We start from the raw sequence: 24,898 nt of genomic DNA, 5'->3' as shown, positions 1-24,898 counted from the left end.
TGGTCAGCGAAAAAGTCCGACTCCAGTTCGACATCTCCGCCATCCGCTCCACACCCATCGCATAGCCACACCACCCCGCACGAAAGCCCCCGCTCCCCCACCACGACAGGCGGAAGGGCTGCGAGGCCTGGGGATTGTGGGCCCGACCGACAAACCCCCGCCCCCGCTACGACGCTTGTGGCATTCGGTAGACGGAGACGTGCGAGGGCGACTCGGCGGTGAAGGCGCTGCCCGCCCAGTCCGCATGCCTGCTTTCCAGTTCGAATCCGGCAAGCTGGGCCATGAGGTCGAGTTCCGCCGGCCAGATGTAGCGGTGGGGGCTGCGGAACAATTGAGCCTGTGTGGTCTCGTCGAACCGGAAGTGGTGTGACACGACGCGCTGACGCAGCACGTCATAGGTGTCCAAACCGATGTAGCCGACATCGGCCTGCCAGACCATGGCCGTCTGGCCCGGCGGCAGCTTGCGCAGCTCTGGTACCCAGAGCTCGATCACGAACCGGCCACCGGGTTCGAGGTGTCGGGCCGCATTGCGGAAGCACTCGACCTGCTCAGCCTGGGTGAGCAGGTTGGAGATCGTGTTGTAGACGAGATAGACCAAGGTGTATTTCCCCGGCACGACGATGGTCGCCATGTCACCCGTGATCACCGGGATCGTTGCTTCGTCCGCCTTGGTGCGCAGTTGCTCCACCATCGGCAAGGACAATTCGACACCGGTGACAGGGATCCCTCGCTCGGCGAGCGGGACGGCTACGCGGCCGGTTCCGATGGCGAACTCAAGCGCGGCTCCCTCCCCTGCGAGCTCGGCGAGGCGGTTCACGGTCGGACCCAGTACCTCAGGCGCGAACATGCCGGATCCCGGCGTGTCGTAGCGCTTGGCAGCGTCCGCGTCCCAGATTTTCGCCTGTTCCATTCCGCTAACGCTCGCCCCTGGCCTACGCGATGTCCAGTGAATAACTACGGTGCTCCGCGAGGGGGTCGGCGTTTCACTGACACCTGCTGTGCCGGAGCCAGGCACGCTGCCGGATCCCGTGCTCGGTGGTGGTGCCGAGCACGGGCGGAACGTCAGGCGGGCTCCGCGAATACGGGCGTCGGCCGGAGGGTCACCCGTACCGGTGTTGCGGGCGAGAGGGCGGCGGCCTCCTCGGCCGACAGCTGGGCGACGACCGGGTCCTGCCCGGCGACCTCGATACGGGCGCGGCACAGAGAACCCAGGAAGCTGACCGACAGGACCCTCCCGTTCGGCTCACCGGCCTGGTCCGGTTCCACCAGGACGGATTCGGGACGCACGAACGCCCTGGCCGGGCCGTCGGACGCGCTGCCGGGCAGCAGCGGCAGCCGGGTCCCCAGGGCTGTCATCTCTCCTGAGCGGGACTGCCCGACGAGGCGGTTGGTGAGGCCGACGAACTCGGCGACGAAGGCCGTGGCGGGACGGTGGTACAGGTCCCCCGGCGCCGCGATCTGCTCCAGGCGACCGGAGTTCAGCACGCCGACCCGGTCGGCGATCGCGAGTGCCTCCTCCTGGTCATGGGTGACGAACAACGTGGTGATGCCGATGTCGAGTTGCACCCTGCGGATCTCGTCCCGCAGCTGCGCGCGCACCTTCGCGTCCAGGGCGGACAGCGGCTCGTCCAGGAGCAGCACCCGCGGCTGGATGGCGAGAGCGCGGGCCAGCGCCACGCGCTGTTGCTGTCCGCCGGAGAGCTGGTGCGGATAGTGCCCGGCGTGGCTCGCGAGCCCTACGAGCTCCAGGAGGTCCTCGGCGCGGCGCCGGCGTGTGCGGGCGTCGACGCCGCGCAGTCGCAGCCCGTAGGCGACGTTGTCGCGTGCCGTCATGGTCGGGAAGAGGCTGTACGCCTGGAAGACCATGCCCATGTCCCGGCGGTTCGCACTGAGGCCGGTGATGTCGCGGTCGTCGACGACGATCCGGCCGGAGTCCAGTTCGTCGAGCCCGGCGACCGCGCGCAGAGCGGTGGTCTTGCCGCAGCCCGAAGGGCCGAGGAGGGCGACGAACTCTCCTGGCGCGATGTCCACGGACAGGCCGCCGAGGGCGAGCTCCTTGCCGTAGGCGCGGTGCAGGTCGGCCAGCCGGACCGACGCCCCGGAACGGTCGAGACGACTGGTGGGCAGCACGTCCGCGGTTTCGGTGGTCACGATGTGCTCCTTTCCTCGGGGGCGTGTTCGGAGGCGTCCTCGGACGGCGCGTTGCGGCGGCGGGGCGCCGCTTGTGCCAGCGCGTAGAGAAGGAAGAACGCGAACACGAGGGCCGCCACCGACACGGCGACGGACACGGCGGCATCGCGCTTGCCCAGCAGGTTGATGACGACCTGCAAGGTGTCGAAGTTCAGCAGGGAGGAGACGGTGAACTCGCCGAGCACCAGGGCCACCGAGATGATCGATGCCGAGATCATCGCGCCGCGTATGTGGGGCAGAACGATGTTCACCAGCACCCGGGGCCAGCTCGCCCCGAGGCTGCGCGCCGCCTCGGCGAGAGTCACGATGTCGGTGCCGCCGAGCCCCGCGTCGATGGCTCGGTATGCGTAGGGCAGCACCAGGACGACGTAGACGAAGGTGAGGGTGAGGGGCGAGTCCCCGAGCAGATAGGTGACCCAGGCGTAGATCGGGCTGATGCCGACGACCAGCACGATCGCGGGGATGGCCAGGGGCAACAGGCAGGCGAACTCCACGAGTCGGCGCATCCGCGGCACCCTCAGGTGCACCCACGCCATCGTGGGGACGAGCAGAATCAGCATGAACACCACGGTGAGCGCGGCGAGTTCGAGGGAGACGGTGATCGCGCCGAGCAGGTCCTCGTTGGTGCCGATCGCCCGCCAGGCGCCGAGCGCCCGGCCGCCTGCCGCGCCCCGCGTGGAGAAGTCGACCATGGCGAGGACGGGCAGCAGCAGATAGCCGCCGATGCAGAGCAGTACGACCCAGCGCAGCGGCGACGCCCAGGATCTGCGCACTGTCTCCGGTTCGGTCGCCGGTGGCCCGGTGCGCCTCATGCGTTGCGGGGCCGTGGTGTTCAGCGCAGCCATGTCGCCGCCTTCCGTTGCACCAGCGCGTACAGCGCCATGACCACCGTCACCACCAGGACCATGCCGAGGGCGAGCGCCTTGCCCGCCCCCGCCTGTCCGAGGACGACCTCGCTGGTGAGGAAGGTGCGGATCTGCAGCGGCACGATCGGGCTGCCCTGGCTGACCAGGGCGGCTGCCGTCGCGTAGGCGGAGAAGGCGTTGGAGAACAGCAGCAGGGCCGCGCCGAGGAAGCTCGGGAAGAGGGCCGGTCCCCCGACATGGCGCCAGTACGTCCAGGTGGTTCCGCCGAGGCTGTCGGACGCTTCGCGCCACTGGGGCCGCAGTGTGTCGACGGCGGGGAGGAAGACGATGAGCATCAGCGGGATCTGGAAGTACGTGTAGACGACGACCAGTCCGGTGAGGCCGTACAGCCAGGAGCCTCCGGAGAACAGGTGCACGCCCAGGTGGTCCTGGAGGAACAGGGTGACGACGCCGTTGAACCCGAGCGTGGCGAGGAAGGCGAAGGCGAGCATGACGCCGCCGAACTGGGCGAGGACACCGGACGCGGCGACCGTGACCCGGCGCAGCCGGCCGTCCGGCCTGCCCTCCGCCACCGCCCAGGCGAGCAGCGCGCCCAACAGGGAACCGGTGAGGGCCGTGAGAGCGGAGAGTTCGATGGACCGGGCGAATCCACTGAGGTAGGTGCCGGTCGTGACAGCGCGGACATTGCCGAGGGTGGCGTGGCCCGAGCCGTCCACGAAGGCGCCGGCGAGGACCAAGTACGTCGGCCAGAACAGGAAGACTGCCAGGTAGCCGAAGAAGGGCAGGAGCCCGAGGTGGGGCAGCAGCCGGTGCAGCCGTCGGCGTCCCGCGCCGTGTGGGGCGGGCCCGGTGGGGGGTGATCCCTCGGTGAGGGTGCGGGGTGGGTGGGTGCTCAATTCACGGCCTTTCGCCAGTGTGCCTCGAGGTACTTCTGGCCCGCCTCCAGTTGGGGCTCGGTGAGGATCACCGGTTTCCCGGTCACTCTCGGCAGCTTCACGAAGGCACGTCGGTCGACGGTCCCGTTCTCCCGCAGCTTGTCGGTGAGCACCGGGCGGGCGTAGCCGCGCAGCCAGGTGTTCTGGCCCTCGGCGGAGTAGAGGTACTCCTGCCAGAGCCGCGCGGCCGCCGGATGGGGGGCATCCTTGTTGATCGCCTGCATGTAGTAGGCGCCCACGACCGCGTTCTCGGGAACGGCGACCTTCCAGTCCACCTTGCCCTTGAGGGCGTCGGCCTGGGCGACATTGAGGTAGTCCCAGTCGAGGACCACGGGGGTCTGCCCGGAGGAGATCGTCGCGGGCGTGGGGTCGACGGGGATCAGATTGCCCTCGTCCTTGAGCCGCTTGAAGAAGGCCACTCCGGGGCCGAGGTCTCCGGCCGAACCGCCGTTGCCGAGCGAGGCCGCGGCCACTCCGTGGAACCCGGCGGACGCCTGGGTCGGATCGCCGTTGAGCGCGATCCTCCCGTGGTAGACGGGCTTCAGCAGGTCGTTCATCGTCGTCGGGGCGGGCACTTTGGAAGCGTCGTAGCCGATGGACATATAGCCGGTGTAGTCGCTGGTCCAGCGCCCTTTGGGGTCCTTGAGGGCATCGGGCACGTCCTTCCAACCTGCCGTCCGGTACGGCGCGAACAGGTCCGTGTTGGCCAGCGCGACATTGCTGCCGAGGTCGAACACGTCGGGTGCGCGGTGTCCGCCCTTGAGCTGCTTGGCCGCGTTGATCTCGTCCTGGCTGCTGGCGTCGGGCTGCGCGGAACTGACCTTGACGCCGTACTTCGACTCGAAGCCCGCGATCATGTCGCCGTAGTCGGCCCAGTCCGGCGGCAGCGCGATCACATTGAGCGTGCCTTCCTTCTTCGCCGCGGCGACGAGCCCGTCCATGCCGCCGAAGTCGGCCACGGACTGGGCCGTCGCGGCCGTGCCGGACGTCTTCGCCGCCGCTGCCTGGGCGGGTGGCGGCGGGAGCGTCGCGCAGCCGGTGGCCAGCAGCAGGGTGGCACCGGCACCGCAGGCGGCCAGTGTTCTCCTTGTACGCACGGGATACCTCTCTTGTGACGGTCTCCAGGTGGCCGGGGCCCGACAGTGACCCGCCATCAGCCGGGCAGCTTCACCATCACGTGCTTGGCCTCGGTGAACTCCTGCAGAGATTGGACGGAACGCTCCTTGCCGTGCCCCGACTCCTTGAAGCCGCCCCAGGGCATCTCGGAGGCGGACACCCCGTGGTCGTTGATCCAGACCGTGCCGAAGCGGAGCCGGCGGGCGGCGTCCATGGCCTGTCCGATGTCGCGGGTGAACACGGACGCGCCGAGGCCGTACGCCACGTCGTTCGCCATCTCGTACGCGGTGTCGGCATCTGCCGCGCGCTGCACCGAGATCACCGGTCCGAAGACCTCCCGCTGCACGATCTCGCTGCGCTGGTCGACATCGGTCACCACGGTCGGAGCGACGTAGCATCCGCCGGGTCCGGTGGGGCCGCCGCCGGTGTGGAAGCGGGCTCCCGCGTCGGCGGCGCGGTCCAGGAAGCCGAGGACGCGTTCCGCGTGCGCCGGGTGGGCCAGGGGGCCCATCTCGGTCGCGGGATCGGCGGGGTCGCCGACGTTCAGTGAGGAGACAGCTCGTAGCAGCTCCTCGACGACGCGGTCGTGGGCACAGTCCGTGACGATGAGGCGGGACGCCGCACCGCAGTCCTGACCTGCGTTGTAGAAGGCGGCGCCGCGCAGGGCCGTCGCGACCTCGACCGGATCCGCGTCGTCGAGGACGACGGCGGGTGCTTTGCCGCCGAGTTCGAGGTGCACACGCTTGAGGCTGTCGGCCGCCGCCCGGGCGACCTCCTTGCCGGTCGCGGAGTCACCGGTCAGCGAGACGATGCCGACGTCGGGGTGGCGGACGATCGGGACTCCGGCCGTCTGGCCCGTGCCGTTGACCACGTTGAGTACGCCGCGCGGCAGGATGCCCTCCGTGAGGGCCGCGAGCCGCAGCGCGGTCAGCGGGGTCTGCTCGGACGGCTTGAGGACGACCGTGTTGCCGGCGGCGAGTGCCGGGGCCAGCTTGGTCACCATCGCGAGCAGCGGGTAGTTCCATGGGGTGATCAGGCCGGCGACGCCGATGGCCTCGCGGCGGACCATGGACGTGTGTCCGGGTACGTACTCGCCGGCTGCCGGGCCGTCCAGGCAGCGCGCTGCTCCGGCGAAGAACCGCAGCCGTTCCACCGCGCCTCCCGTCTCCGCCCGAGCGGCGCCGATCGGCTTGCCCGCGTTGCGCGACTCGATCGTGGCGAACGCCTCGGCGTCCCGGAGCAGCAGGTCGGCGAGGGCGAGGAGCATCTCGGCGCGCTCGCGGGGCGTCGTCCGCGCCCAGCCGTCCGCCGCACGGCCGGCGGCGCCGACGGCCCGGTCGACGTCGTCGGCACAGCTGTCGGGAACGGTGGCGATCGTCGCTCCGGTGGCGGGATCGAGGACGTGGGTCTTGCCGCCGTCGGCGGTGTCGGTCCACTCGCCGTCGATGTAGTTGTCGTTGTGCTCGATCAGCACGGGCGTCACCTTTCGTCTTGGATGCGGATCGGTGGGCGCTGGAGCTCCATGGGGTGCGGGCCGCTCGGTTTCAGTCGAGGACGAGCACGCTGCGCGCACCGTCCCCGGCCCGCAGCTGATCGAACGCCTCGGTCAAGTCCTCGAGACCGACACGTCGGCTGATGATCTCGTCGAGCAGCAGTTCTCCGGCAAGGTGGCGTCCGACCAGTTCCGGAACGTCACGGCTCAGGTCGGACGAGCCGAAGTAGCAGCCTCCGATGCGCTTCTCGGAGACGAACGGATCTGCGTCCAGGGTGAGTTGGGCGCCGTGCCGCATCAGGCCGACGATCACGGCCTCGCCGCCGACGTCGAGGCTGTCCCACGCCTGACGGACCGTCTGCTCGCGGCCGAGCGCCTCGAAGGCGTAGTCGGCGCCGTCGGTGAGCTCGCGGATGGCCGCGACGGGGTCCTGCTCCCCCGCGTGCACGACGTCCGTCGCGCCGAGTCGCTCGGCCAGCCGCAGCTTCTCGGGCTGGACGTCGACAGCGACGATCCGTGACGCGCCGGCGATCCTGGCGCCCTGCACGACGTTGAGACCCACGCCACCGCACCCGAACACCGCGACGCGCGAACCCGGGCGCACCCGGGCGGTGTTGTGCACCGCTCCGTACCCGGTGAGCACCGCGCAACTCACCAGTGCCGCCCGGTCCAGGGGCATCGCCGGATCGATGGCGACCGCTCCGGACTCGGGGACGACCGCGTACTCGGCGAAACCGGAGACGGTCAGGAAGTGGTTGAGCCGTTGCCCGCGACGTGAGAGCCGGCTCGTCCCGTCGAAGAGGTTGCCGCCGCTCATGGCCTCACCTGCCGCAGTGCAGTAGTTCGGGCGTCCGCGCTTGCAGGAGGGGCAGTCGCCGCAGGACGGGACGATCGACATCACGACCGGGTCGCCGGGCTTCAGACGGGTGACTCCGGGGCCGGTCTCCACCACGACGCCCGACGCCTCGTGACCGAGGACCGCAGGGAAGGGGGCGAGGCCGCGCTTGCCGTCGATGGCGTTGAGATCGCTGGCGCACAGCCCGGCCGCCGCGACCTTGACGAGCACCTCACCCGCCTTCGGGCCGGCGAGTTCGACCTCGTCGATCTCGAACGGCCGGCCGGTGCCGGTGAGTACCGCAGCCTTCATCCGCATGTCGCACTTCCTTCCGCGGCCAGGGAGCCGCAGTCGCCGCGTTCGATGGTGTGGACTGTGTGGTGCGCGATCAGGTCCTCGTCCAGGAGGAATCCGAAGCCCGGCCGATCAGGCACCCGGACGCGCCCCTGCTTGTCGACCGTGAGCGGCTCGGTGAGCATCCGGTCGCGGGCGGCGGCCGTGAGTCCGCTCGGCGGGTCGTGCGGGTACTCGAGGTAGCCGCAGTTGGGCAGTGACGCGGCCAGGTGCAGATGGACGAGCATGCCCAGGCCGTTGCCCCAGGTGTGCGGGACGACGTCGACACCCGACAGTTCGGCGAAGGCCGCGAGGTGGCGAATTCCGGAGAGGGTCTCCGACTTGACGGCGTCGGGCTGGAGGATGTCGAAGCAGCCGCGGTCGAGCAGCTGCCGGAACTCGTGCAGGCCGTGATTGTCCTCGCCGCCCGCGAGCTTGATGGAGTCCATTCGGTCGCGCAGCCGGGTGAGCCCGGCCAAGTCGTGTCGGGGCAGCGGCTCTTCCAGCCATGTGTACTCCAGGCGCTCCAGCTCCCGCCCCACGCGCAGCGCCGTACGGAAGTCCCACACCCGGTGGCCGCCGACGCCCGGGTCGGCGCCCGCCTGATTCGCGTCCACCATCAGCTCCACGTCGCCGCCCGCGGCGGCGCGCACCGCTTCGGCGACGGCGATGTCATCACGCGGATCGTCGTGGTGGAAGCGGAGTTTGACGGCCGTGAAGCCCTCCTCGACAAGCCGGGCCACGTCGTCCGCGCGCTGCTCAGGACTGCGCAGTTCACCGGTCGAGCAGTAGGCACGTACGTGATCGGAGGCGCCACCCCACAGACGGCTGACGGGCTGCCCCGCGACCTTGCCGAGGATGTCCCACAGCGGGATCTCCATGCAGTAGGGCGGCGGGCCGAGGATCTCGGCGTCCCGGATCATCGCGGACAGGCTGTCGATGCGGGTCGGATCCCGGCCGATCAGATGCGGGGTGATGAAACGGTCGACGGCGATCTGGGACTCCGCCCCGCCGTGGGCGGCCCCGAGCCCCACCACGCCCTCGTCGGTGCCCACTTCGAAGACGACCAGGACGAGCGTGGTCTGCACTCGTCCGCGCCCCCACGCGGGACGGAACGGCGCGTCGAGCGGAAGTTCTACGAGCCGGCTACGGACACCGGTGATGCGCACTGTTGCTCACCAGCCCTCTCTCACAAGGGAATTGAGAAGCTCCGCACTGCACCGCTGCTATGCTGCAACGGCAGTTGCACGTTAGCAGCGCATGATCACCGGATCATAGGGGCGTGCATATGAAGGCTTTGCGGAGGCGTTCGTGACCGATCGTGTGCAGTCCGTGGAACGCGCTCTGCGGCTGCTCGAGGAAATCGCCGCCGCTCAAGTGCCGCCCACGGCCCCGGAGATCGCCCAGCGCGCAGGAATCAACCGGGCCACCGCATGGCGGCTGCTCAGCACCCTGGAACACTTCGACCTCGTCGAGCGGGACGCGCACTCCGGCCGGTACTCGATCGCCTACGGCACTGTGCGCCTGGCGACCGCCACCGACGCCTCGCTCCTGATCCGCCGGGCCAGGCCCGTACTGGAGCGCCTCGCGGCACACACCGACGGCAGCGTCTTCCTGGAGGTCGCCAGCCGGGGCGCCGTCGTCGTCCTGGACGAGGCCAGACCGTCGAGCCCCGTCCACATCGATCTCGCGGGCCTCGACATTCCGCTGCACTGCGGTTCCGTCGGCAAGCTCTACCTGGCCTCGCTGCCCGAGGAGGAACTCGACGAGTACCTCAGCCGCCCTCTCGAGCACCCCACGCCCCACACGATCACCGATCCCGCTGCGCTCCGCGCCGATCTCGACGCGTGCCGACGCGCCGGCGTCGCACTGAACTACAAGGAACACCAGGAAGAGTGGTGCGGCATCTCGGCGGCGCTCCGGGACCGGGCCGGCCGGGACCTGGCGTACGTGAACATCACGCTGCCCACGTACCGCTGGACCGAGAGCGAACTGCGTGCGCTCTCCCCCGTACTCAAAGAGGCGGCCGACGACATCGAGACCCGGCTGCATCCGCGTCACACGGACTGACGCTGTTCGGATCGGTACACGGGGCGTTCGTGTTGACCTGATGTCCGGTGTTGAGCCCTTGGGGCCTGCAGTCGCCTGCTGCGGTTGTGACCTGCGCCGCTTCCCCCGCCGGCGGCCACTTGACGGGGGTGTGGTCCGGTCGCCGGCGGGGGCGCTGCGTTGATGCTTCGGGGGTACCTGCTCGGTGATCGCCTCGGCAGCCGGGGCTACGGCCGGAGCACGATCTTGCCGTGAGTGTGTCCCCGTTCGAGCTCGCGGAACGCGTCTCGCACCCGCTCCAGGGGGTAGGTGCGGGCGATCGGCACCTCCAGTTCCCCGCACGCGGCGAGCCGGGCCAGCTCACCGAGCACGACCGCGCATGCCGCCGAGCCTTCTCCGTACGTCCGCGCACCGACTCCGGCCGCGGCCTGCCAGTCCCGGATCGTGTTGATCCGCTCGGGCCGCACGCCCAACTCCACCGCCAGTTCCACGTATCCGTCGCCGAACGTGTCGATGAACGCGTCGACGTTCCCGTCGGCGGCCTGTCGGATCCGCTCGGCCACGCCTTCCCCGTACGCGACCGGGACGACACCACGGTCCTTCAACCAGGCATGGTTTCGCTCGCTCGCGAGGCCGATCACCGTGGCGCCGCGCCGCCGCGCGAGTTGCACGGCGAGCGACCCGACGCCGCCCGCCGCACCGGACACCACGACCGTGTCGGCCGGCCCGGGGTCGACCGCGAACACGGTGGCGTACGCGGTCGTGCCGGCCACGTACAGCGACCCGGCCACGTCCCAGGACAGTCCCTGCGGACGGGCGACCACGTTCACGTCGTCGACCAGGACGAACTCCGCGTGGCTCGCTCTGTTGTGGGTGAAGCCCAGGACGTCATCACCCACCGCGAAGCCACGCGCCTGCGCACCGACCTCCACCACGGTGCCGGCCAGGTCGCTGCCCTGCCCGGAGGGGAACGCGGCCGGCCAGCGTTCGTGTCGCGCGCCCTTGCGGATCATCACCTCGCCGGGCTGGATCCCGGCCGCGCGGACCTCGACCAGCAGTTGCCCGGGGCCGGGCGCCGGGCGCTCCACCTCCTCCACCCTCAGCACATCGATCTCGCCGTACTCGTGGAACCGCACTGCCTTCATGGCGTGATCACCGCATTCGTCGCTCGGACAGGGTCCTGGACGGCCACGCGCGGTTGCCACACGTCGACCGTGCCATCGCCTTCAACCACGCGGGAACGGTGCCGACTTCCCAGGCGCGCGCAATGGGGCGGCAGCAGCGGACCGTCCCGTCAGTCCGCTGCTGCCGTCGCCTCGTGCACAGCCGTGGCCGGGACGCCGGCGCGTGACGAACCGCTGAGCAGCGCCCCATGGCCATGCGCGAGTCGTCCGTGCCGTGCGGTGCGGTGCGATGCCGCGGTGCCGTGCTCACCGGCCCGCGCGGCCGCCAGGGAATGGGGACCAGGGCTCGGCGGGCCCCGCACGCGGTTCCGCCAGCCCGTTCAGCGCCCTGCCGCCCCTCGCCCCCCGATCCCGTTGCCGTTCCCAGGCGACCGGTCACGTGCCAGGCCGGTACCTCCGCTCGACATGCCCGGCGAGATCCTCGGGATAGAAGTAGACGGGCCGCAGGGCGCCCCGCGCATAGCGCTCGGCCTGGTCGCCGAAGTGCGGCGAGTCGGGGTGTCCGCTCACTCCGCCCGCCGTCACCGCCCAGGCGCGAAGTCGGGGCCCGAACTCCACGACCGCCACGAAACTGTTGCCACTGGTGCCGTAGTAACGCTTGGTTCCCGGGTAGGCCATCGCGCCGAACGAGGCGAGCGAGCCCCAGCGCGAGGAGGTGAAGGGCACCGGGATGCTGGGCTTGTCGTCGCTGAACTTCTGCACGATCGCGGCGTCGTTGCGCTGGTAGCGATTGATGTCGCCCCACGGCACCTGCCAGCTGCCGAAGTCCCGCTGCAGCCGCCGCACCGCCGTCTCGAGGGCTCCGAGCTTCTGCGCGTCCGAGGCACGGTCGGCGATGTAGTCCCACACCGACATTCCGGCGTCCGCCGCCGCCTGGGAGGTGAGCGCCCATGTGTCTTCGCCCCAGAACACGGCCATCGACGTCGCAGTCGAGTCCGCGGACCACCGGTGGTCCCAGCCGCGCAGCAGACCGATCGGACCGGCCAGGTCCTTCTTCTGCCCGCTCCCCTCGGGCAGTTGGTCCCACGCCGCCACGAGCCCCGGCAGCAGCCGTGCGAAGGCGGTGAGATAGGGGTCGAACGCGGCCTCGATCAGCGTCTGCGGGGTGAAGTCGTCGCGCGCGCTCAGTACCCGGACGGCCTGCGGCCCGCGCGGGTTCTCACCGAACCGGTCGAAGTAGCGCGGATAGTCGGCCTTGTCGGGGCTGTCCGCGCCGGCGGCGGTCCACGGCCAGTTGTTGGTGTTGAACGCCCAGCCGTTCTTCGGGTTCACAGCCTGCGGCATGCTGTCCAGGCTGTGCAGTCCACGCCAGTCGGTCTTCGGGTCACTGCCGTTGACCGGCTTGAGATAGTCGAACCGGTCGTCCCTCACCGGCATGAACTGCGGCATCAGGAAGGCGATCTCGCCCTTCGAGTCCGCGAAGAGCGTGTTGTTCGAGCTGTTCGCCTTGAGGCCCGCGACCCGGAGATAGCCCGCGTAGTCCCGCGTCGTGGTGCGCAGGAAGCTCTGCTGGAGCGCCTCGACGGGCTTGTTCATCAGCGCACACGCGATCCACTTGCCGTCCGTCTCGCGCACGATCGGGCCGTGGTGCGTCGCGTACGTCGTGAAGGTGCGCTTCTTCTGCCCGCCCTCCGCGGTACGGAAGGAGAGCGTGACCTTCTTCGTCGTGACGGGGCGCAGTTCGTCACCGTAACGGTAGGAGCGGGCTCCGTCGGCCCCGGCTACGATCGTCTCGGCGAACTCGTCGATGTTGTCGACACCGCTCGACGTGTGCATCCACCCCGTCTCCGCGTTGAAGCCCTGGTAGATGAAGAACTGGCCCCAGGTGGCGGCACCGTAGGTGTTGAGTCCCTCGCGGCTCGTCACATGCTGTTCCGCGCGGAAGAAGAAGCTGGTGTGCGGGTTGATCAGCAGCAGTGCGTGGCCGTCCCGCGTGTGACTGGGGGCGATCGCGAAGCCGTTGGACCCCGTGGGTTCGCGCTGCACGAGGCCGCGCTCCTCGTCGGTCATCGGTACGTCACGCTTGTCGTAGAACGCTTCGAGCTGGGTGAGCAGCACCGACTCGATGTCGCCTCCGATGCTGCCTTCGGAGAAGCTGAGCGGCATCCACGGCTCGAACCGGTCGAGCACCCGCGGGCGCACCTCGGGGTGTGTCGCGAGGTAGTGGTTGAGTCCGTCCGCCCAGGCCCGCATCAACGCGCGCAGCCACGCAGGGCACTTCGCGTAGTCCTTCTTCAGCTCCTCCGGGTCGAGGAACAACCGCTGACGCAGGTCCTGCCATATCGCGCTCTCGCCCTCGGCCTCGGCGAGACGGCCCAGGGCGACGAGGTAATTCTGCTCGATCCGGTTGAAGTCGTCCTCCGCCTGGGCGTACATCATCCCGAACACCGCGTCGGCATCGGTCTCGCCCACGATGTGGGAAACACCCCAGTCGTCCCGGGTGATCGTGACCCGGTCCGCATGTCTGCGCCGGCGGTCCTCGTCGGACAGTTCCGGTTTCGCGTACGCGGTGCCGGTCTGCAGCCCCGCCGCGGCGGCGGCCAGCCCGGCCGCACCGCCCAGGACGCGGCGCCGGCTCACCCCGGAGTTCTGCGCATGGCTCATGAGTTGCTCCACTCTCCTTCGAGATCAGGGGATCGTTCGGCTTCACCCGGGTGGTGAGCGGTGGTCCACGTGCCGGCCCCGAAGCGATGACTCCTTCGGCCATCACCCTGATCGTCACCACCTACCGCGCAGCCGGCACCCACGACCGAGGTGACCCCCTGGACGGCACCCGCACGTTCCGGTGATCACCTACGCGGACAGTCCTATCCAGGAAGCAGCCCTCTGACAAGGCTTCACCCCGCCACAATCGGAAGTACTTCGTCCGGTGGGGAGCGGCTGTCCCACCTGTCGCCCGAGAAGTCCCGTCGTACCGCCACCCTTTTGCCACCCGCCGCCCCTGGGAGGTCGGTTGCATCGACGAGTTGCCCCGCGGCATCGCCGACGACGAGGTGGCCGGAGTTCTCATCACCGACACCGGATGCAGCGCATCCACCTGCTCCGACTCGTCCTCCAGTGGGGGGCCGCAAGTGCGGAGGTGCCGAGGGTCTGGGCGGCGGACCACCTGGGGAGTGGTCCGGCCCGGTTGAGCATCTGCCCGGCTGAGCATGCGTCTGCCCGGGCGGCGCCGACGCCCGAGGCCCGGCCCGGGGAGAAATGCGGTGGCGTGCCATCTCGGGGGTAGGCATGCTCCAAGACGTGGCCACCGAAGACGACTTCACCGATGCAACCGTCATCCTGCCGGTCAGTGTGCGCGATCTGCTGCCACGGGATCTGCCGAGGTGCACTTGGTCCGGCTCGGGCGCCCACCTGCGCAGCGTGGAACGAGAACTGGCTCGCGCCGCGTCGGGCGAGGTGGACTACCTGGCTGTGTGCACTCCCGAGGACTTGCCGGTGGCGATCGGCGGCATCGACTTCCAGGTCTCCGAGGACTCCGGATTCCTGTGGCAGCTCGCCGTGCACCCGGCGCTGCGGTCCCGCGGCCTGGGAACGCTGCTCGTCCACGCTGCCGAACAGCGGATCCGGGACCGCGGGCTGCGCAGGGCCGAACTCGCGGTGGAGGAAAGCAACCCGCGGGCCCGCGCCCTGTACGAACGACTGGGCTATGTCGCTTACGGCCGCAAACAGGACGCGTGGGACGAGGAAGGGCCCGACGGGTCGATCCGCAGCCACGAGACGATGTGCGTTCTCATGCGAAGGGGTCTTTGAGCCGCGGTCAGTGGCACAGGTTCAACGGGCGTGACGGCGGGGCTGGTCCTGGCTTCGCGTGGTGCGACGGCATTTCTCAGGCGGCGAAGGCGTCCACGCCCGTCAGTTCGGCGGACAGTGCCCACAGGCGGGCCGCTTGCTCCGGGTCCGTGGCCCACTCCTTGACGCCGACCCGGGACCCGTCCGCCGGGGCGGGCTCGGCGATGTCGCAGTCCTCCAGGTAGACGCCGCCCATGCCGTCCAGCTGGGGGGAGGTCGCCGCCCAGACCTGCGTGGCCGCGCCCTGCTGCGGTGTCTTGAACGCCTCGGGGTGGAGCAGGTTGCCGTCCTCGTCGATCCAGCCCCGCTCGACCATCTCCTGCCTCGGCAGGTGCCGCTGAAGGGGCGTCAGGATGCCACCGGGGTGCAGCGAGAAGGCCCGCACGCCCAGGCCCTTGCCGCGGCGGTCGAGTTCCACGGCGAACAGCGCGTTCGCCGTCTTGGCCTGGCCGTACGCCTCCCACTTGTCGTAGCCGTGGCGCCAGTGAACGTCGTCCCAGCGGATCCCGGAGGCGTGGTGTCCGGTCGAGGAGACCGAGACAACGCGGGCGCCACCCGGCTCGAGCGCCGGCCGAAGACGGTTGACGAGAGCGAAGTGGCCCAGGTGGTTGGTCGCGAACTGGGCCTCCCAGCCCGGCCCGACGCGCGTCTCGGGGCAGGCCATGATCCCCGCGCTGTCGATGACGATGTCCAGGGGCCGGCCCGTGGCAAGGAAACGCTCGGCGAAGGCACGCACGCTGTCCAGGTCACCGAGGTCCATTTCTTCCACCTCGACACCGTCGATCCCGGCCAGGTTCTCCTGTGCCGCGCCGACCCGGCGGGCCGGGACCACGACCCGGGCACCGGCCTTCGCCAGTGCGCGTGTGCTCTCGGCGCCGATGCCCGAGTAACCGCCCGTCACCAGGGCGAGCCGACCCGTGAGATCGATGCCCGCGAGAACGTCGTCGGCGGAGCTCCGGGCGCCGAAACCCGAACCGATCTTGTGCTGCGGTGTGCTGCTGTCGTTCATGAGGGCACCGTACGAATTCGAGTGCCCTCGAAGTCAAGCTCACCCCGCGGCCGCCGTCCGAACAGGCTCGAAACGGGGAAGCAGCCCCGACCGGACGGGCGCATCATGCCGCCACGATGCCGCTGCACCGAGTGGCCCTCCCCCGCCGAACGACCACCGCCCCTGAGCGGGCCGACTGCGGCGGTCGCTCAGGTCACTACGGAGATCCGAAGGCCGGGATACGGCGGGCCGTCCGACTCTGTCCAAGCGAGCGCCTCGACTGCGTCGGCAGCACAGTGCGCCGCAGGCGAGAGCGGGGGCGGCGGCAACGTGTGCGGGGTGCGACCACGTACGTACGAAGGACGGGCTCGCTGCCTCAGACGTCGCTGCGCAGCAGCCGGTAGGCCGCCCCGGCCAGCGCCAGTGCCGTCCAGCCGAGGAAGACCAGGAGCCCGGCGGCCGGCGACAGGGTGGTGGAGTCGTGCGCCAGGGCGAACGTCGCCTCGCCTGCGTTGCTCGGGAGGTACGGGTCGATGTCGCCCTGCCACGAACTGGGCAACAGGGAGATCAGCCCCGGTACGAGCATGAGGGTGGCGACCAGGACCGAGATGCCGCCCGCCACCGACCGCAGCAGCGCGCCCAGGGCGGTGCCGATCACACCGACCAGACCGAGGTAGAGCCCGGCGCCCAGCAGGCTGCGTACGACGCCGGCGTGGCCGAGGCCCATGGCAGCGGGCGTGCCCGAGACGATCTGGCTTCCGGCGAGGAAGGCGACGAACGCGCCGACCGTGGCGACCACGAGCGTGACCAGTCCGTACACCACGGCCTTGGACCACAGCACGGGCAGTCGGCGGGGAACCGCGGCCAGGGTCGAGCGGATCAGGCCGGTGGAGTACTCGCCCGCCGTGACCAGCACACCGAGCACGCCCAGGGCCAGCTGGGCGAAGTTCGTGCCGAAGAGGGACAGGCTCAAGGCCGTCGCGGAGTCGAAGCCACGTTCCATCGGACGGCCGGTGCCGATCTCGGACTTGTAGTGGCTCGCGGCGATGACGCCGAAGGCGATGAGGAACAGCAGGCCCAGACCGAGGGTGATCCAGGTCGATCGCACGGACCAGAGTTTGGCCCACTCCGAGGACAGCACACGCCGTCCGGTCACCCGGTAGACGGGCCCGCCCTGAGTGGCCTGGGCGGGCCCGGGGGTCTCGGGGATCTCGGGGGTTGCCGTGAGGGTGCTCATGCTGTGCTCCCGAAGGTGTCGGCGCCGGTCGTGGAACCGTGGTACTCCACGGCGTCCCTGGTCAGTTCCATGAAGGCTTCCTCCAGCGACACCACTTGCGCAGTCAGCTCGAACAGGGGGATTCCGTGCTCGGCCGCCTTCAGCCCGATCTCGCGGGCGCTCATCCCGGTCACCTGCAGTTCCTCGGATCCGGCGCGGCCGGTGACCTCCACGCCGGGCCCGGACAGCACGTCCCGCAGCGTGGTCGGGTCCTGCGTCGCGACCTTCACGGTGTCACCGCCCGCTTCGCGGACGAGGTCCCGTACGGTCGTGTCGGCCAGCAGCTGTCCCCTGCCGACGATGATCAGGTGGTCAGCCACCAGGGCGACCTCACTCATCAGGTGCGAGGAGACGAACACGGTCCGGCCCTCCGCCGCGAGCGAGGTCAGCAGATTACGGATCCACAGCACTCCCTCGGGGTCCAGACCGTTGACGGGCTCGTCCAGCATCACCGTCTGCGGATCGCCCAGCAGCGCGGCGGCGATGCCGAGCCGCTGCCCCATGCCGAGAGAGAAGGCACCGGCCCGCTTCTTCGCGACGGTGCCGAGACCGGCGAGTTCGATGACCTCGTCGACGCGGCGGCGCGGAATGCCGTGGGTGAGCGCGAGCGCCCGGAGGTGGTTGCATGCCGACCGGCCCGGGTGGACCGACGTGGCCTCCAGAAGCGCTCCGACCTCCTGCAGGGGTGCCTGGTGGCGGGCGTAGCGGTGGCCGTTCACCGTCACAGAGCCCCTCGTCGGCGCGTCGAGCCCGACGACCATGCGCATGGTCGTGGACTTGCCCGCTCCGTTGGGTCCCAGGAAGCCCGTCACCGTGCCCGGCTTCACGGTGAAGTCCAGACCGTCGACGGCTGTCTTCTCCCCGTACCTCTTGGTGAGCTGCTGTGCGTCGATCATTCACTTCTCTCTCTTTTTCGGGCTGAGCCGTTGGACACGCCTGACGCCTCCTCCGCAACGCTAAGACCGCGATGTCCCCGATCCGGTGGTATCGGGGGCCGAAGGGGGCCAGGCGGGTGGTACCGGGCGCCATGCCCCGCCACCGTGTGTGTCCGGACTCTGCGGTTGCTGTCCCGGCCGACCGCTGGTCAGGGGGTGTGAGCCATGGGGTGCGTGCCGTCGGTGCGTATCCGATGTCTGCGGACGACCCGGCCGGCGGCCGTCTTCTGCAGCAGTCCGTAGGCCAGGACCGGCAGGAGCAGGTGCGGTTTGTCGGGAAGCGTGGTGGTGATCAGGACCGCGCTCGCGCTGCTGTTGTTCATGCCGCACGCGAGTGTGAGTGACGATGCCGCGGGAGCGTCAAGTCCCAGCAGGCGTGCGGCTCCGCGGCCGACCATGAACGACAGCAGGCAGACGCCGGCCGCCACGGCCGCCGCGGCGGCCAGCAGCAGGGGACGTGGGTGGGCCAGGAACGAGTCGAGGGCGCCGCTGGCGTTGACGTAGGTGAGGAGGAGTGAGCCGACCAGGGCAACGGGTACGCCGATGCCGATGACCCGGCGCAGCCACGGTGCCGGCAGTGCCAGGCGGCACAGGATGCCTGCTGCGCACGGCAGGACCACGCCGACCAGAGCGAATCCGCCGTCGCCGGCGTGCAGGGCCCTGATGAGTCTGTCGGCGTAGCCGCCTGCGAGCAGCGGCACCAGGGCGCTGGTGACCAGCGGAACGGTGAGCGGGCTGAGGAGGGTGGACGCGAGGACGAGCCCGACCATGGTCGGCTGGTCGCCGCCTCCCTTGCCGGTCCACACGGTCGACCCGGCGGCGACGGGCATGGCAACGATCAGGATCATCGCGGTGACCAGGCCGCTGCCGCCGTCGGTGTCGGGCGTCCGGCGCAGCAGGAACGCGACGGCGGGGATGGCCAGCAGCGGAATCGACAGGTGCAGAACGAGCCCGGCCAGCAGCGCGACCGGACGGCGCAACAGGGTCCCCAGCGTGTGTACCGGAACCTGGAGTCCGGCCGAGAAGAGCACCAGAGAGAGCAGGAGCGGTGCGGTGGCCAGGGGCAGTCGCCCTGCCGCGCCGAGGGGCAGGGAGTGTGCTCGGCGCAGCCACAGTCCGGGGCCCGGCAGGAGCAGGGCAACTGCGTAGGACAGGACGGCTCCGCGGCCGAGCCGGCTTCGCAGCCAGTCGGTTGTCCTGTCAGTCCGGGCAGCGCTTCGGGGGTTCAGGGCGGCATTCTTCCGTCGCAGGAGCAGGGGCGGGAAGGAACGCCGGTATGCGCCGGGCCGGGCAACTGTTCATTCCGTCCATGGTGCTCCCGCGATTCGAGTGGTGCGCGCTGCGCCGCACGGCAGTCAGGATCCGTTCAGGTTCCCTTCGGTGCGGGCTGTGCCAGGCCTCGGTCCGAAGGACGGCGACGGCGGCCGCGCCGTCGCCGTGGCCTGCTCAGGCGTTGAGGATTCCGGTGCCGAGCAGCGCGAACAGGAGGACGCCGATGATGACCCGGTAGATGACGAACGCGTTGAAGCTGTGCCGCGCGACGTACTTCAGCAGCCAGGCGATGGATGCGTACGCGACGACGAAAGAGACCACGGTCCCCACGACGAGGGGCGCAGTGTCCGTGCCGGCCCCCACGGCGTCCTTGAGTTCGTACAGGCCGGCGCCGGTGAGTGCGGGGATGCCGAGGAAGAAGGACAGGCGCGTGGCGGCGACGCGGTCCAGGTCGAGGATGAGCCCGGTGGACATGGTGGCGCCGGACCGCGAGAAGCCGGGGAAGAGGAGGGCGAGGATCTGCGAGGAGCCGACGAGCATGGCGTCCTTCAGGCTGGTGTCGTCCTCGCCGCGCTTGTGCCGGCCCATCTGGTCGGCGGCCCACATCAGTCCACTGCCGACGATCAACGATCCGGCCACGACCCAGAGCGAGGCGAGCGGGCCCTCGATCAGCGGTTTGGCGGCCAGTCCGACGATGACGACGGGAATGGTGGCGTAGATGACCCACCAGGCGAATTTGTAGTCGTGATGGTAGCGCTGCTCCCTGTCGCGCAGACCGCGTCCCCATGCGCCCAGGATCCGGACGATGTCCTTGAAGAAGTAGAGCAGTACCGCGGCGATGGCGCCGACCTGGATCACCGCGGTGAACGCGACGACGGACTTGTCGTCCACGGGGATGTTCATCAGCCCTTCGGTGATCTTCAGGTGACCGGTGGAGGAGACGGGCAGAAACTCCGTCACTCCCTCCACCACGCCGAGGATCACGGCCTGTCCGATGCTGATGGCGCTCACGTGTGCTGCCTTTCCATCGAGGGTGCGTGGGCGGCCAGGCGCCGCCACACGAGAACAAGGAGTGTTGCCGACGCGGCCCAGCAGCCCGCCAGTAGCCACCCGGCCGCGACGTCGGTCGGCCAGTGCATGCCCAGGTACATGCGAGTGAGGCCCACGATAGTTGCCCAGATCACGGGAACAGCGAGCAGGAACGGCCGCGCCCGGCCATGCACCCTGCGGTGTACGGCGAGGGTGAACACGAGGGCCACCACCATGGACGTCGTGGTGTGCCCGGAAGGCATGGACCACCCGTCGGCGCTCGCCGCCCAGTCCGCGGACGGTGGTCTGGGCCTTGCCAGTGCCGAGGCCAACGCCATACGCAGCAGTTGCGCCGAGGCCAGGGCGAGTGCCCCCGCAAGCGCGCCTCGCCAGTCCGCGGTGCGCCGCGCGAGCGTTCCGGCACCAGCCGCCAGCGCATAGGCCGGCACTCCACTGCCTGTATCGGTCACGACGATGGCCCACTGCCGCGCCCAGGCCGGACGGTGGTCCACCATCCACGCGTGCAGGGCCGCATCCAGGGCGAAGGGCGACGCCCGGGTCGCGACCGCGGCAACCAGGATCCCGAGCAGAACACCGCAGACCGCCAGGACGGACACGGCAGGCCGGAACGGCATGCTCTCGCGCCGAGGGCTGTGGGCAGGCGAAGGAGGCATCAGGCATCCTGTGAGCAGGGTCCACCGCACCTGGGACGTGACGGCGGGGCTGGGGAGACACTATCTTCTATTCGCGAATAGAAGATACGGGTCACTGTAGAGCACGAAGGCAGGAGGACAGCGTTGGGTGCTCAGGAACAGGCATCTGGGACCGGTGGCAGGCGCCGGGCCAACGGCGCGCTGGAGGCCGAGATCCTCACCATGCTGCACTCGGCCGGACGCGCCCTGACGCCCGGGGACGTGGCTGAACTCCTGACGGCGTCCCCCGCGCACACCACCGTGGCCACCACGCTGGCCCGTCTGCACAGCCGAGGCGTCCTCGAACGAACGCCGCTGGGCCGCAGTTACGCCTACGAACCCGTCTCCGACGAGTCGGGGCTGACGGCCAGGCACATGCACCAGGTGATGGAGGCAGGCACCGACCGCGCCTCGGTTCTGACCCATTTCGTGGACGAGCTGTCCGACGACGACGAAGACCTGCTGCGCCGCCTGTTGGGCAGCGACGGGTAGCGGAGAAACGTACCGATGCACCTGGCCGTCTACTTGCCGCTGCTGCTGCCCGCCCTGGCCGGTTGGAGCGCGGGGCCGCTGGCCCGCCGCCTCGAACCGCGACTGGCGACATGGCTGCTGACAGCAGCCGGACTGATCCTGGCCGTGTCCAGCACGGTGGTCCTCGGCCTGTTGGCCGTGGCGGGACTGGTGCGTCTCCCGCTGATCGAGGCGCTCAAGGGCTACTCGCCCACGGTGATCGCCCGCGACGACCCGGCAGCCTGGCCCGCGGCCGTGGCAGGAGCGGTCCTGCTCACGCTCGCCGTCGCGGCCACCGTCCGCCTCACCGTGCGCCGGGCCGGAGCGCTGTGGTCAGCCGCTCTCGAAGCGGCCTGCCTCCCCGGGAGGGAGTCGGTCGTCGTCACCGACGACCCGCACGCCGACGCGTACACCATGCCCGGCCTGCCCGGCCGGATCGTGATCTCCCACGGCATGCTCGACGCTCTCGACCCCACCGGTCACGACATCATCCTGGCCCATGAGCGGGCACACCTGAACCACCATCACTACGCGTTCGTCACGCTCGCCCAGATCTCAGCCGCCGCGAACCCGCTGCTCCGCCCGCTGGCCACGTCCGTCGCCTACACCGTCGAGCGGTGGGCCGATGAGTACGCCGCACTGCACACCGGCGACCGGCGCGCGGTCGCCGAAACCGTGGCCAGAGCGGCCGTGGCCACCAAACGAACCCGCGGGCTGCGCCTGCCGTCAGCGGCCCTGGGGGTCCTCGGCCGCAGCCCGGCCCCGGGCATCATCCCCCGCCGAGTCGCAGCCCTGCTCGAACCTCCCCCGCGCAGACCAGCACACCTCCTCGCCGCGGCCGGGGCACTGGTGGGAGTAAGCAGCGTCTGCGTGCTGGAAGCCGCTCATGACTTGCACGAGTTCCTGGAACTCGCGCACCTACGCTGACGACCGCGCTCCGACATGGGCGAGCGCGGCCTGCATGCTCGCGCCCTCACAGTCGTGCGCCAAGGGGCCCGGGTTCCTGAAGTCGCTTAATTTCAGGGGCTCTTCGCGTCTGGGCGGAACAGGCGCCGTCGAGCGATGAGCTCGACGGTCACGGCGACTGCGATGGCCTGCACGGCCATGAGGGCGATCAGCACGAACAGCTGCACCGCCCCGGCCATCACCGGACTCGCACCGCCCAACAGCATGCCCACGAACGCTCCGGGGAGCGTGACCAGGCCGACCGTACGCGTCTGGTCCAGGCCCGGGAGCAGGGCGTCCGAAGCCGCGGGCCGGGCGATCTCCATGCGCGCGTCCCGGTCGAGGAAGCCCAGCGCCATCGCCGCCTCGACCTCGCCTCGGCGCTGTTCCAGTTCGGCCAGGGCGCGGCGCCCGGCGAGCACCGTCACCGTCAGGGCTCCACCGATGAGAATGCCGGTGATCGGAACAAGGGCGATCCCCTTGAGGGGAATCAGTCCCGTGAGCAGAAGTGCGGCCACCGTGGGGACGACACCGGCGGCAATGGGCGCGGCGGTCAGCCACCAGGTGCGGTTGGTGGTCAGCCTGCGGCCTGCCGTGCGTACGGCGACGGTGAACATCACGACCAGGAACGCGACCAGGCCGGCCACCGTGGTGACTGCCCAGGTGATGACCACGGACACCGCGGCGAGCTGAGCCGCAGCACGCACGCCCGCGACCAGGATCTCCCTCGGCCTGTCTCCCGACGCGTCGGGAGACAGGCGAAACCAGTAGGCAACTCCCGCCGCCACCGCGAGAAGCACGACCAGCAGCACGCCGAGCGTGATGTCGACCGGGAGAAGAGATCTTGCGCTCAGCGTCACATGTCTCACCGTAGATGCCGCGTACCGCAGGCACGGCAGTCAGCCCGGCGCGTACTGGCGGGCGCTCAGCGATGGCTACTTACTGAGGTGCACTCACTGAGGTGCACTCACTGACTTACTGAGGTGCACTTACTGACGTGCATTTTCTCGTGGGCGCTGATCACACCGCCGGCGCTGCGCACGACGAGTGGTCATTGGTGGAGCCCTCGTGGAATGTCAGGATGCGGCACGTCCGCCTGCTTTCGCGGGGCGACCGGCCGGATCTGCTGTTCGGTACAGCCCCTGAGCCGCGGCGACTTCCGGGTCGTCCCGGATGAGCAGATCACTGCCGCACTACACTAAGGCAGACTTATAAGTTAGCCTTAGCACTATGCCTGAGGATCCGACCCCCGATGAAGTTGGCGCAGCCCTGCTGGCGAGCGTCGGTCTGCTGGTTCGCCGGGTGCGCCAGGTGCGCGTCGAAGGAGGCGAACTCTCCGAGCCCGAGCGCTCGGCGCTGAAGCAGCTCGACCGCACGGGCCCGGCAACCTCCTCGGAACTGGCCCGTCAGGCGCACATCACCCCGCAGGCCATGGGGGCGACGCTCCGCGCACTGCAGGCTGCCGGCCTGATCCAGCGGCGTCCGGACCCCCAGGACGGCAGGCGCAAGGTCTTGTCCCTGACCGAGGCCGGAGCTCGTGTCCTTCAAGAGAAGCGCAGCGCCCGGACCGATCTGCTGGCGCGAGCCCTCGCGGAAGCCCTGACGCAGGACGAACTGACACACCTCGCGGCGGCCGCTCCGCTGATCAGACGACTCGCCGAGAACATCTGACCGCAGCAGCGTCGAGGACGTCGTCGCCTCCCCGAACTCGGCGAAACAGGCACCGCACCAACCACCAACCACTGACACGGAGATTCTCGACATGCCCAGGGCCACCCGATGAACCTTCTAGGCCGACTTCTCAGCAACCGCCGGGCAGGCCAGGCCCACATAGCCTGGACCCTGCCGAACCTCCAGGGTCCCGAGCTCCTGAGACTGACCAGCGAGCACTTCACCGACAGCGGGGCGATCCCGCTGGAGCACGCCGGCAAGCGCGTCGGCGGCAGCGACCTGTCGCCCCACCTGTCCTGGAGCCCTCCACCTCCCGGCACCGCGCAGCTCCTCCTGGTCGTGGAGGACACCGACGTCCCCATGCCCAAGCCCGCCGTGCACTGCGTCGCCCTCATCGACCCGGCGCGGCTCGACGCACCTGACCAGCTTCCGGCCGGCGCCCTGTCCGCCCGGCAGCCCGCGGCCGGAGTCCAGGTGCTGCGCTCAACCATCGGACGCGGGTACCTGGGTCCCGCTCCGATCAAGGGACACGGCCCGCACCACTACACCTTCCAGCTGTTCGCCCTGGACGCCGACGTCCGCGACTCTGCAGCCGGAATCGCACCGGAGCGCGCGCGACCCCGCTCCCTGCTCTCCTCCATCCGCCCAGCGGTCCTGGCCCGAGGCCGACTCACCGGCACCTTCGAACGCTGAGCAGGTGTTGTCAGGGGACGACGATGGCCACTTCGCTCGAACCCAGTTACACGCTCCCCCTGCAGGACAAGAAGCGCTCGGCCCCACGCAGTGGCTCA

General features: G+C 69.9%; 23 protein-coding genes. 6 read left to right on the top strand and 17 right to left on the bottom strand.

The window, feature by feature from the left end; all coding sequences use genetic code 11:
- Positions 1-166: 166 nt before the first annotated feature.
- The 8 genes from ACZ67T_RS31385 to ACZ67T_RS31350 all read right to left on the bottom strand — a co-directional run bounded on the left by ACZ67T_RS31385 (position 167) and on the right by ACZ67T_RS31350 (position 8,936).
- Positions 167-910 carry a class I SAM-dependent DNA methyltransferase gene (locus ACZ67T_RS31385; protein WP_469988369.1) on the bottom strand — a complete coding sequence of 248 codons (744 nt, stop codon included), beginning with the start codon at positions 908-910 and terminating at the stop codon, positions 167-169.
- A gap of 152 nt (positions 911-1,062) precedes the next feature.
- A complete protein-coding gene (locus ACZ67T_RS31380) occupies positions 1,063-2,154 on the bottom strand; it encodes an ABC transporter ATP-binding protein (RefSeq protein WP_469988376.1) in 1,092 nt (363 codons plus the stop codon).
- Entirely contained in the window at positions 2,148-3,035 is an 888-nt protein-coding gene (locus tag ACZ67T_RS31375; RefSeq protein WP_469988368.1) for an ABC transporter permease, read from the bottom strand. The genes ACZ67T_RS31380 and ACZ67T_RS31375 overlap by 7 nt, the downstream gene beginning before the upstream one ends.
- Entirely contained in the window at positions 3,023-3,952 is a 930-nt protein-coding gene (locus ACZ67T_RS31370) for an ABC transporter permease (protein WP_469988367.1), read from the bottom strand. Before ACZ67T_RS31370 ends, ACZ67T_RS31375 begins: the two co-directional genes overlap by 13 nt.
- Complete coding sequence (locus tag ACZ67T_RS31365; RefSeq protein ID WP_469988366.1) at positions 3,949-5,088, bottom strand: ABC transporter substrate-binding protein; 1,140 nt, start codon at positions 5,086-5,088, stop codon at positions 3,949-3,951. The genes ACZ67T_RS31370 and ACZ67T_RS31365 overlap by 4 nt, the downstream gene beginning before the upstream one ends.
- Before the next feature lie 56 nt (positions 5,089-5,144).
- Positions 5,145-6,581 carry an aldehyde dehydrogenase family protein gene (locus tag ACZ67T_RS31360; protein ID WP_469988365.1) on the bottom strand — a complete coding sequence of 479 codons (1,437 nt, stop codon included), beginning with the start codon at positions 6,579-6,581 and terminating at the stop codon, positions 5,145-5,147.
- A 70-nt stretch (positions 6,582-6,651) separates the two neighbouring features.
- Positions 6,652-7,752 (bottom strand): zinc-binding dehydrogenase, encoded by a 1,101-nt coding sequence (locus tag ACZ67T_RS31355; protein WP_469988364.1) that lies wholly within the window; start codon positions 7,750-7,752, stop codon positions 6,652-6,654.
- Positions 7,743-8,936 (bottom strand): mandelate racemase/muconate lactonizing enzyme family protein, encoded by a 1,194-nt coding sequence (locus tag ACZ67T_RS31350; RefSeq protein ID WP_469988363.1) that lies wholly within the window; start codon positions 8,934-8,936, stop codon positions 7,743-7,745. The genes ACZ67T_RS31355 and ACZ67T_RS31350 overlap by 10 nt, the downstream gene beginning before the upstream one ends.
- Positions 8,937-9,078: 142 nt before the next feature.
- Between ACZ67T_RS31350 and ACZ67T_RS31345 the strand changes: the two genes are divergently transcribed.
- Positions 9,079-9,837, top strand: coding sequence for an IclR family transcriptional regulator (locus ACZ67T_RS31345; protein ID WP_469988362.1), 759 nt, complete (start codon positions 9,079-9,081; stop codon positions 9,835-9,837).
- Positions 9,838-10,043: 206 nt separating this feature from the next.
- Here the strand turns inward: ACZ67T_RS31345 and ACZ67T_RS31340 are convergent, their stop codons facing one another.
- Together ACZ67T_RS31340 and ACZ67T_RS31335 are read right to left on the bottom strand one after the other, a co-directional pair.
- The gene (locus tag ACZ67T_RS31340) at positions 10,044-10,961 is read right to left on the bottom strand and encodes an NADP-dependent oxidoreductase (protein WP_469988361.1); all 918 of its coding nucleotides are present in this window, start codon (positions 10,959-10,961) and stop codon (positions 10,044-10,046) included.
- Between the two features lie 414 nt (positions 10,962-11,375).
- On the bottom strand, positions 11,376-13,604 hold the full coding sequence (locus ACZ67T_RS31335) for a penicillin acylase family protein (RefSeq protein WP_469988360.1): 2,229 nt from the start codon (positions 13,602-13,604) through the stop codon (positions 11,376-11,378).
- A 624-nt stretch (positions 13,605-14,228) separates the two neighbouring features.
- On the opposite strand from ACZ67T_RS31335, the gene ACZ67T_RS31330 reads away from it, so the two are divergent.
- A complete protein-coding gene (locus tag ACZ67T_RS31330; RefSeq protein ID WP_469988359.1) occupies positions 14,229-14,750 on the top strand; it encodes a GNAT family N-acetyltransferase in 522 nt (173 codons plus the stop codon).
- Positions 14,751-14,826: 76 nt separating this feature from the next.
- Here ACZ67T_RS31330 and ACZ67T_RS31325 read toward each other — a convergent pair whose 3' ends face one another.
- The 6 genes from ACZ67T_RS31325 to ACZ67T_RS31300 form a co-directional block, all read right to left on the bottom strand.
- On the bottom strand, positions 14,827-15,798 hold the full coding sequence (locus ACZ67T_RS31325; RefSeq protein ID WP_469988358.1) for an SDR family NAD(P)-dependent oxidoreductase: 972 nt from the start codon (positions 15,796-15,798) through the stop codon (positions 14,827-14,829).
- 355 nt (positions 15,799-16,153) lie between these two features.
- Positions 16,154-17,014, bottom strand: coding sequence for an ABC transporter permease (locus ACZ67T_RS31320; protein ID WP_469988357.1), 861 nt, complete (start codon positions 17,012-17,014; stop codon positions 16,154-16,156).
- Positions 17,011-17,949, bottom strand: coding sequence for an ABC transporter ATP-binding protein (locus ACZ67T_RS31315; protein WP_469988356.1), 939 nt, complete (start codon positions 17,947-17,949; stop codon positions 17,011-17,013). The genes ACZ67T_RS31320 and ACZ67T_RS31315 overlap by 4 nt, the downstream gene beginning before the upstream one ends.
- A gap of 188 nt (positions 17,950-18,137) precedes the next feature.
- Positions 18,138-19,217, bottom strand: a complete 1,080-nt coding sequence (locus ACZ67T_RS31310) for a bile acid:sodium symporter family protein (RefSeq protein WP_469988375.1) — start codon at positions 19,215-19,217, stop codon at positions 18,138-18,140.
- Between the two features lie 217 nt (positions 19,218-19,434).
- Complete coding sequence (locus tag ACZ67T_RS31305; protein WP_469988355.1) at positions 19,435-20,271, bottom strand: undecaprenyl-diphosphate phosphatase; 837 nt, start codon at positions 20,269-20,271, stop codon at positions 19,435-19,437.
- A complete protein-coding gene (locus tag ACZ67T_RS31300) occupies positions 20,268-20,963 on the bottom strand; it encodes a phosphatase PAP2 family protein (protein WP_469988354.1) in 696 nt (231 codons plus the stop codon). Before ACZ67T_RS31300 ends, ACZ67T_RS31305 begins: the two co-directional genes overlap by 4 nt.
- Positions 20,964-21,086: 123 nt before the next feature.
- Here ACZ67T_RS31300 and ACZ67T_RS31295 point away from each other — a divergent pair, with 123 nt between their 5' ends.
- Together ACZ67T_RS31295 and ACZ67T_RS31290 are read left to right on the top strand one after the other, a co-directional pair.
- The gene (locus tag ACZ67T_RS31295) at positions 21,087-21,473 is read left to right on the top strand and encodes a BlaI/MecI/CopY family transcriptional regulator (protein WP_469988353.1); all 387 of its coding nucleotides are present in this window, start codon (positions 21,087-21,089) and stop codon (positions 21,471-21,473) included.
- Between the two features lie 15 nt (positions 21,474-21,488).
- The gene (locus tag ACZ67T_RS31290) at positions 21,489-22,418 is read left to right on the top strand and encodes a M56 family metallopeptidase (RefSeq protein ID WP_469988352.1); all 930 of its coding nucleotides are present in this window, start codon (positions 21,489-21,491) and stop codon (positions 22,416-22,418) included.
- A gap of 92 nt (positions 22,419-22,510) precedes the next feature.
- Here the strand turns inward: ACZ67T_RS31290 and ACZ67T_RS31285 are convergent, their stop codons facing one another.
- On the bottom strand, positions 22,511-23,296 hold the full coding sequence (locus ACZ67T_RS31285; RefSeq protein WP_469988351.1) for an ABC transporter permease: 786 nt from the start codon (positions 23,294-23,296) through the stop codon (positions 22,511-22,513).
- A 370-nt stretch (positions 23,297-23,666) separates the two neighbouring features.
- Here ACZ67T_RS31285 and ACZ67T_RS31280 point away from each other — a divergent pair, with 370 nt between their 5' ends.
- Positions 23,667-24,107, top strand: a complete 441-nt coding sequence (locus ACZ67T_RS31280) for a MarR family winged helix-turn-helix transcriptional regulator (RefSeq protein WP_469988350.1) — start codon at positions 23,667-23,669, stop codon at positions 24,105-24,107.
- A 108-nt stretch (positions 24,108-24,215) separates the two neighbouring features.
- Complete coding sequence (locus ACZ67T_RS31275) at positions 24,216-24,800, top strand: YbhB/YbcL family Raf kinase inhibitor-like protein (protein ID WP_469988349.1); 585 nt, start codon at positions 24,216-24,218, stop codon at positions 24,798-24,800.
- Positions 24,801-24,898: the final 98 nt, after the last annotated feature.

The sequence above is a fragment of the Streptomyces sp. NPDC107517 genome (assembly GCF_055582645.1).
The sequence above is the reverse complement of the archived record's forward strand: the minus strand, read 5'-3'. Positions and strand labels throughout refer to the sequence as shown.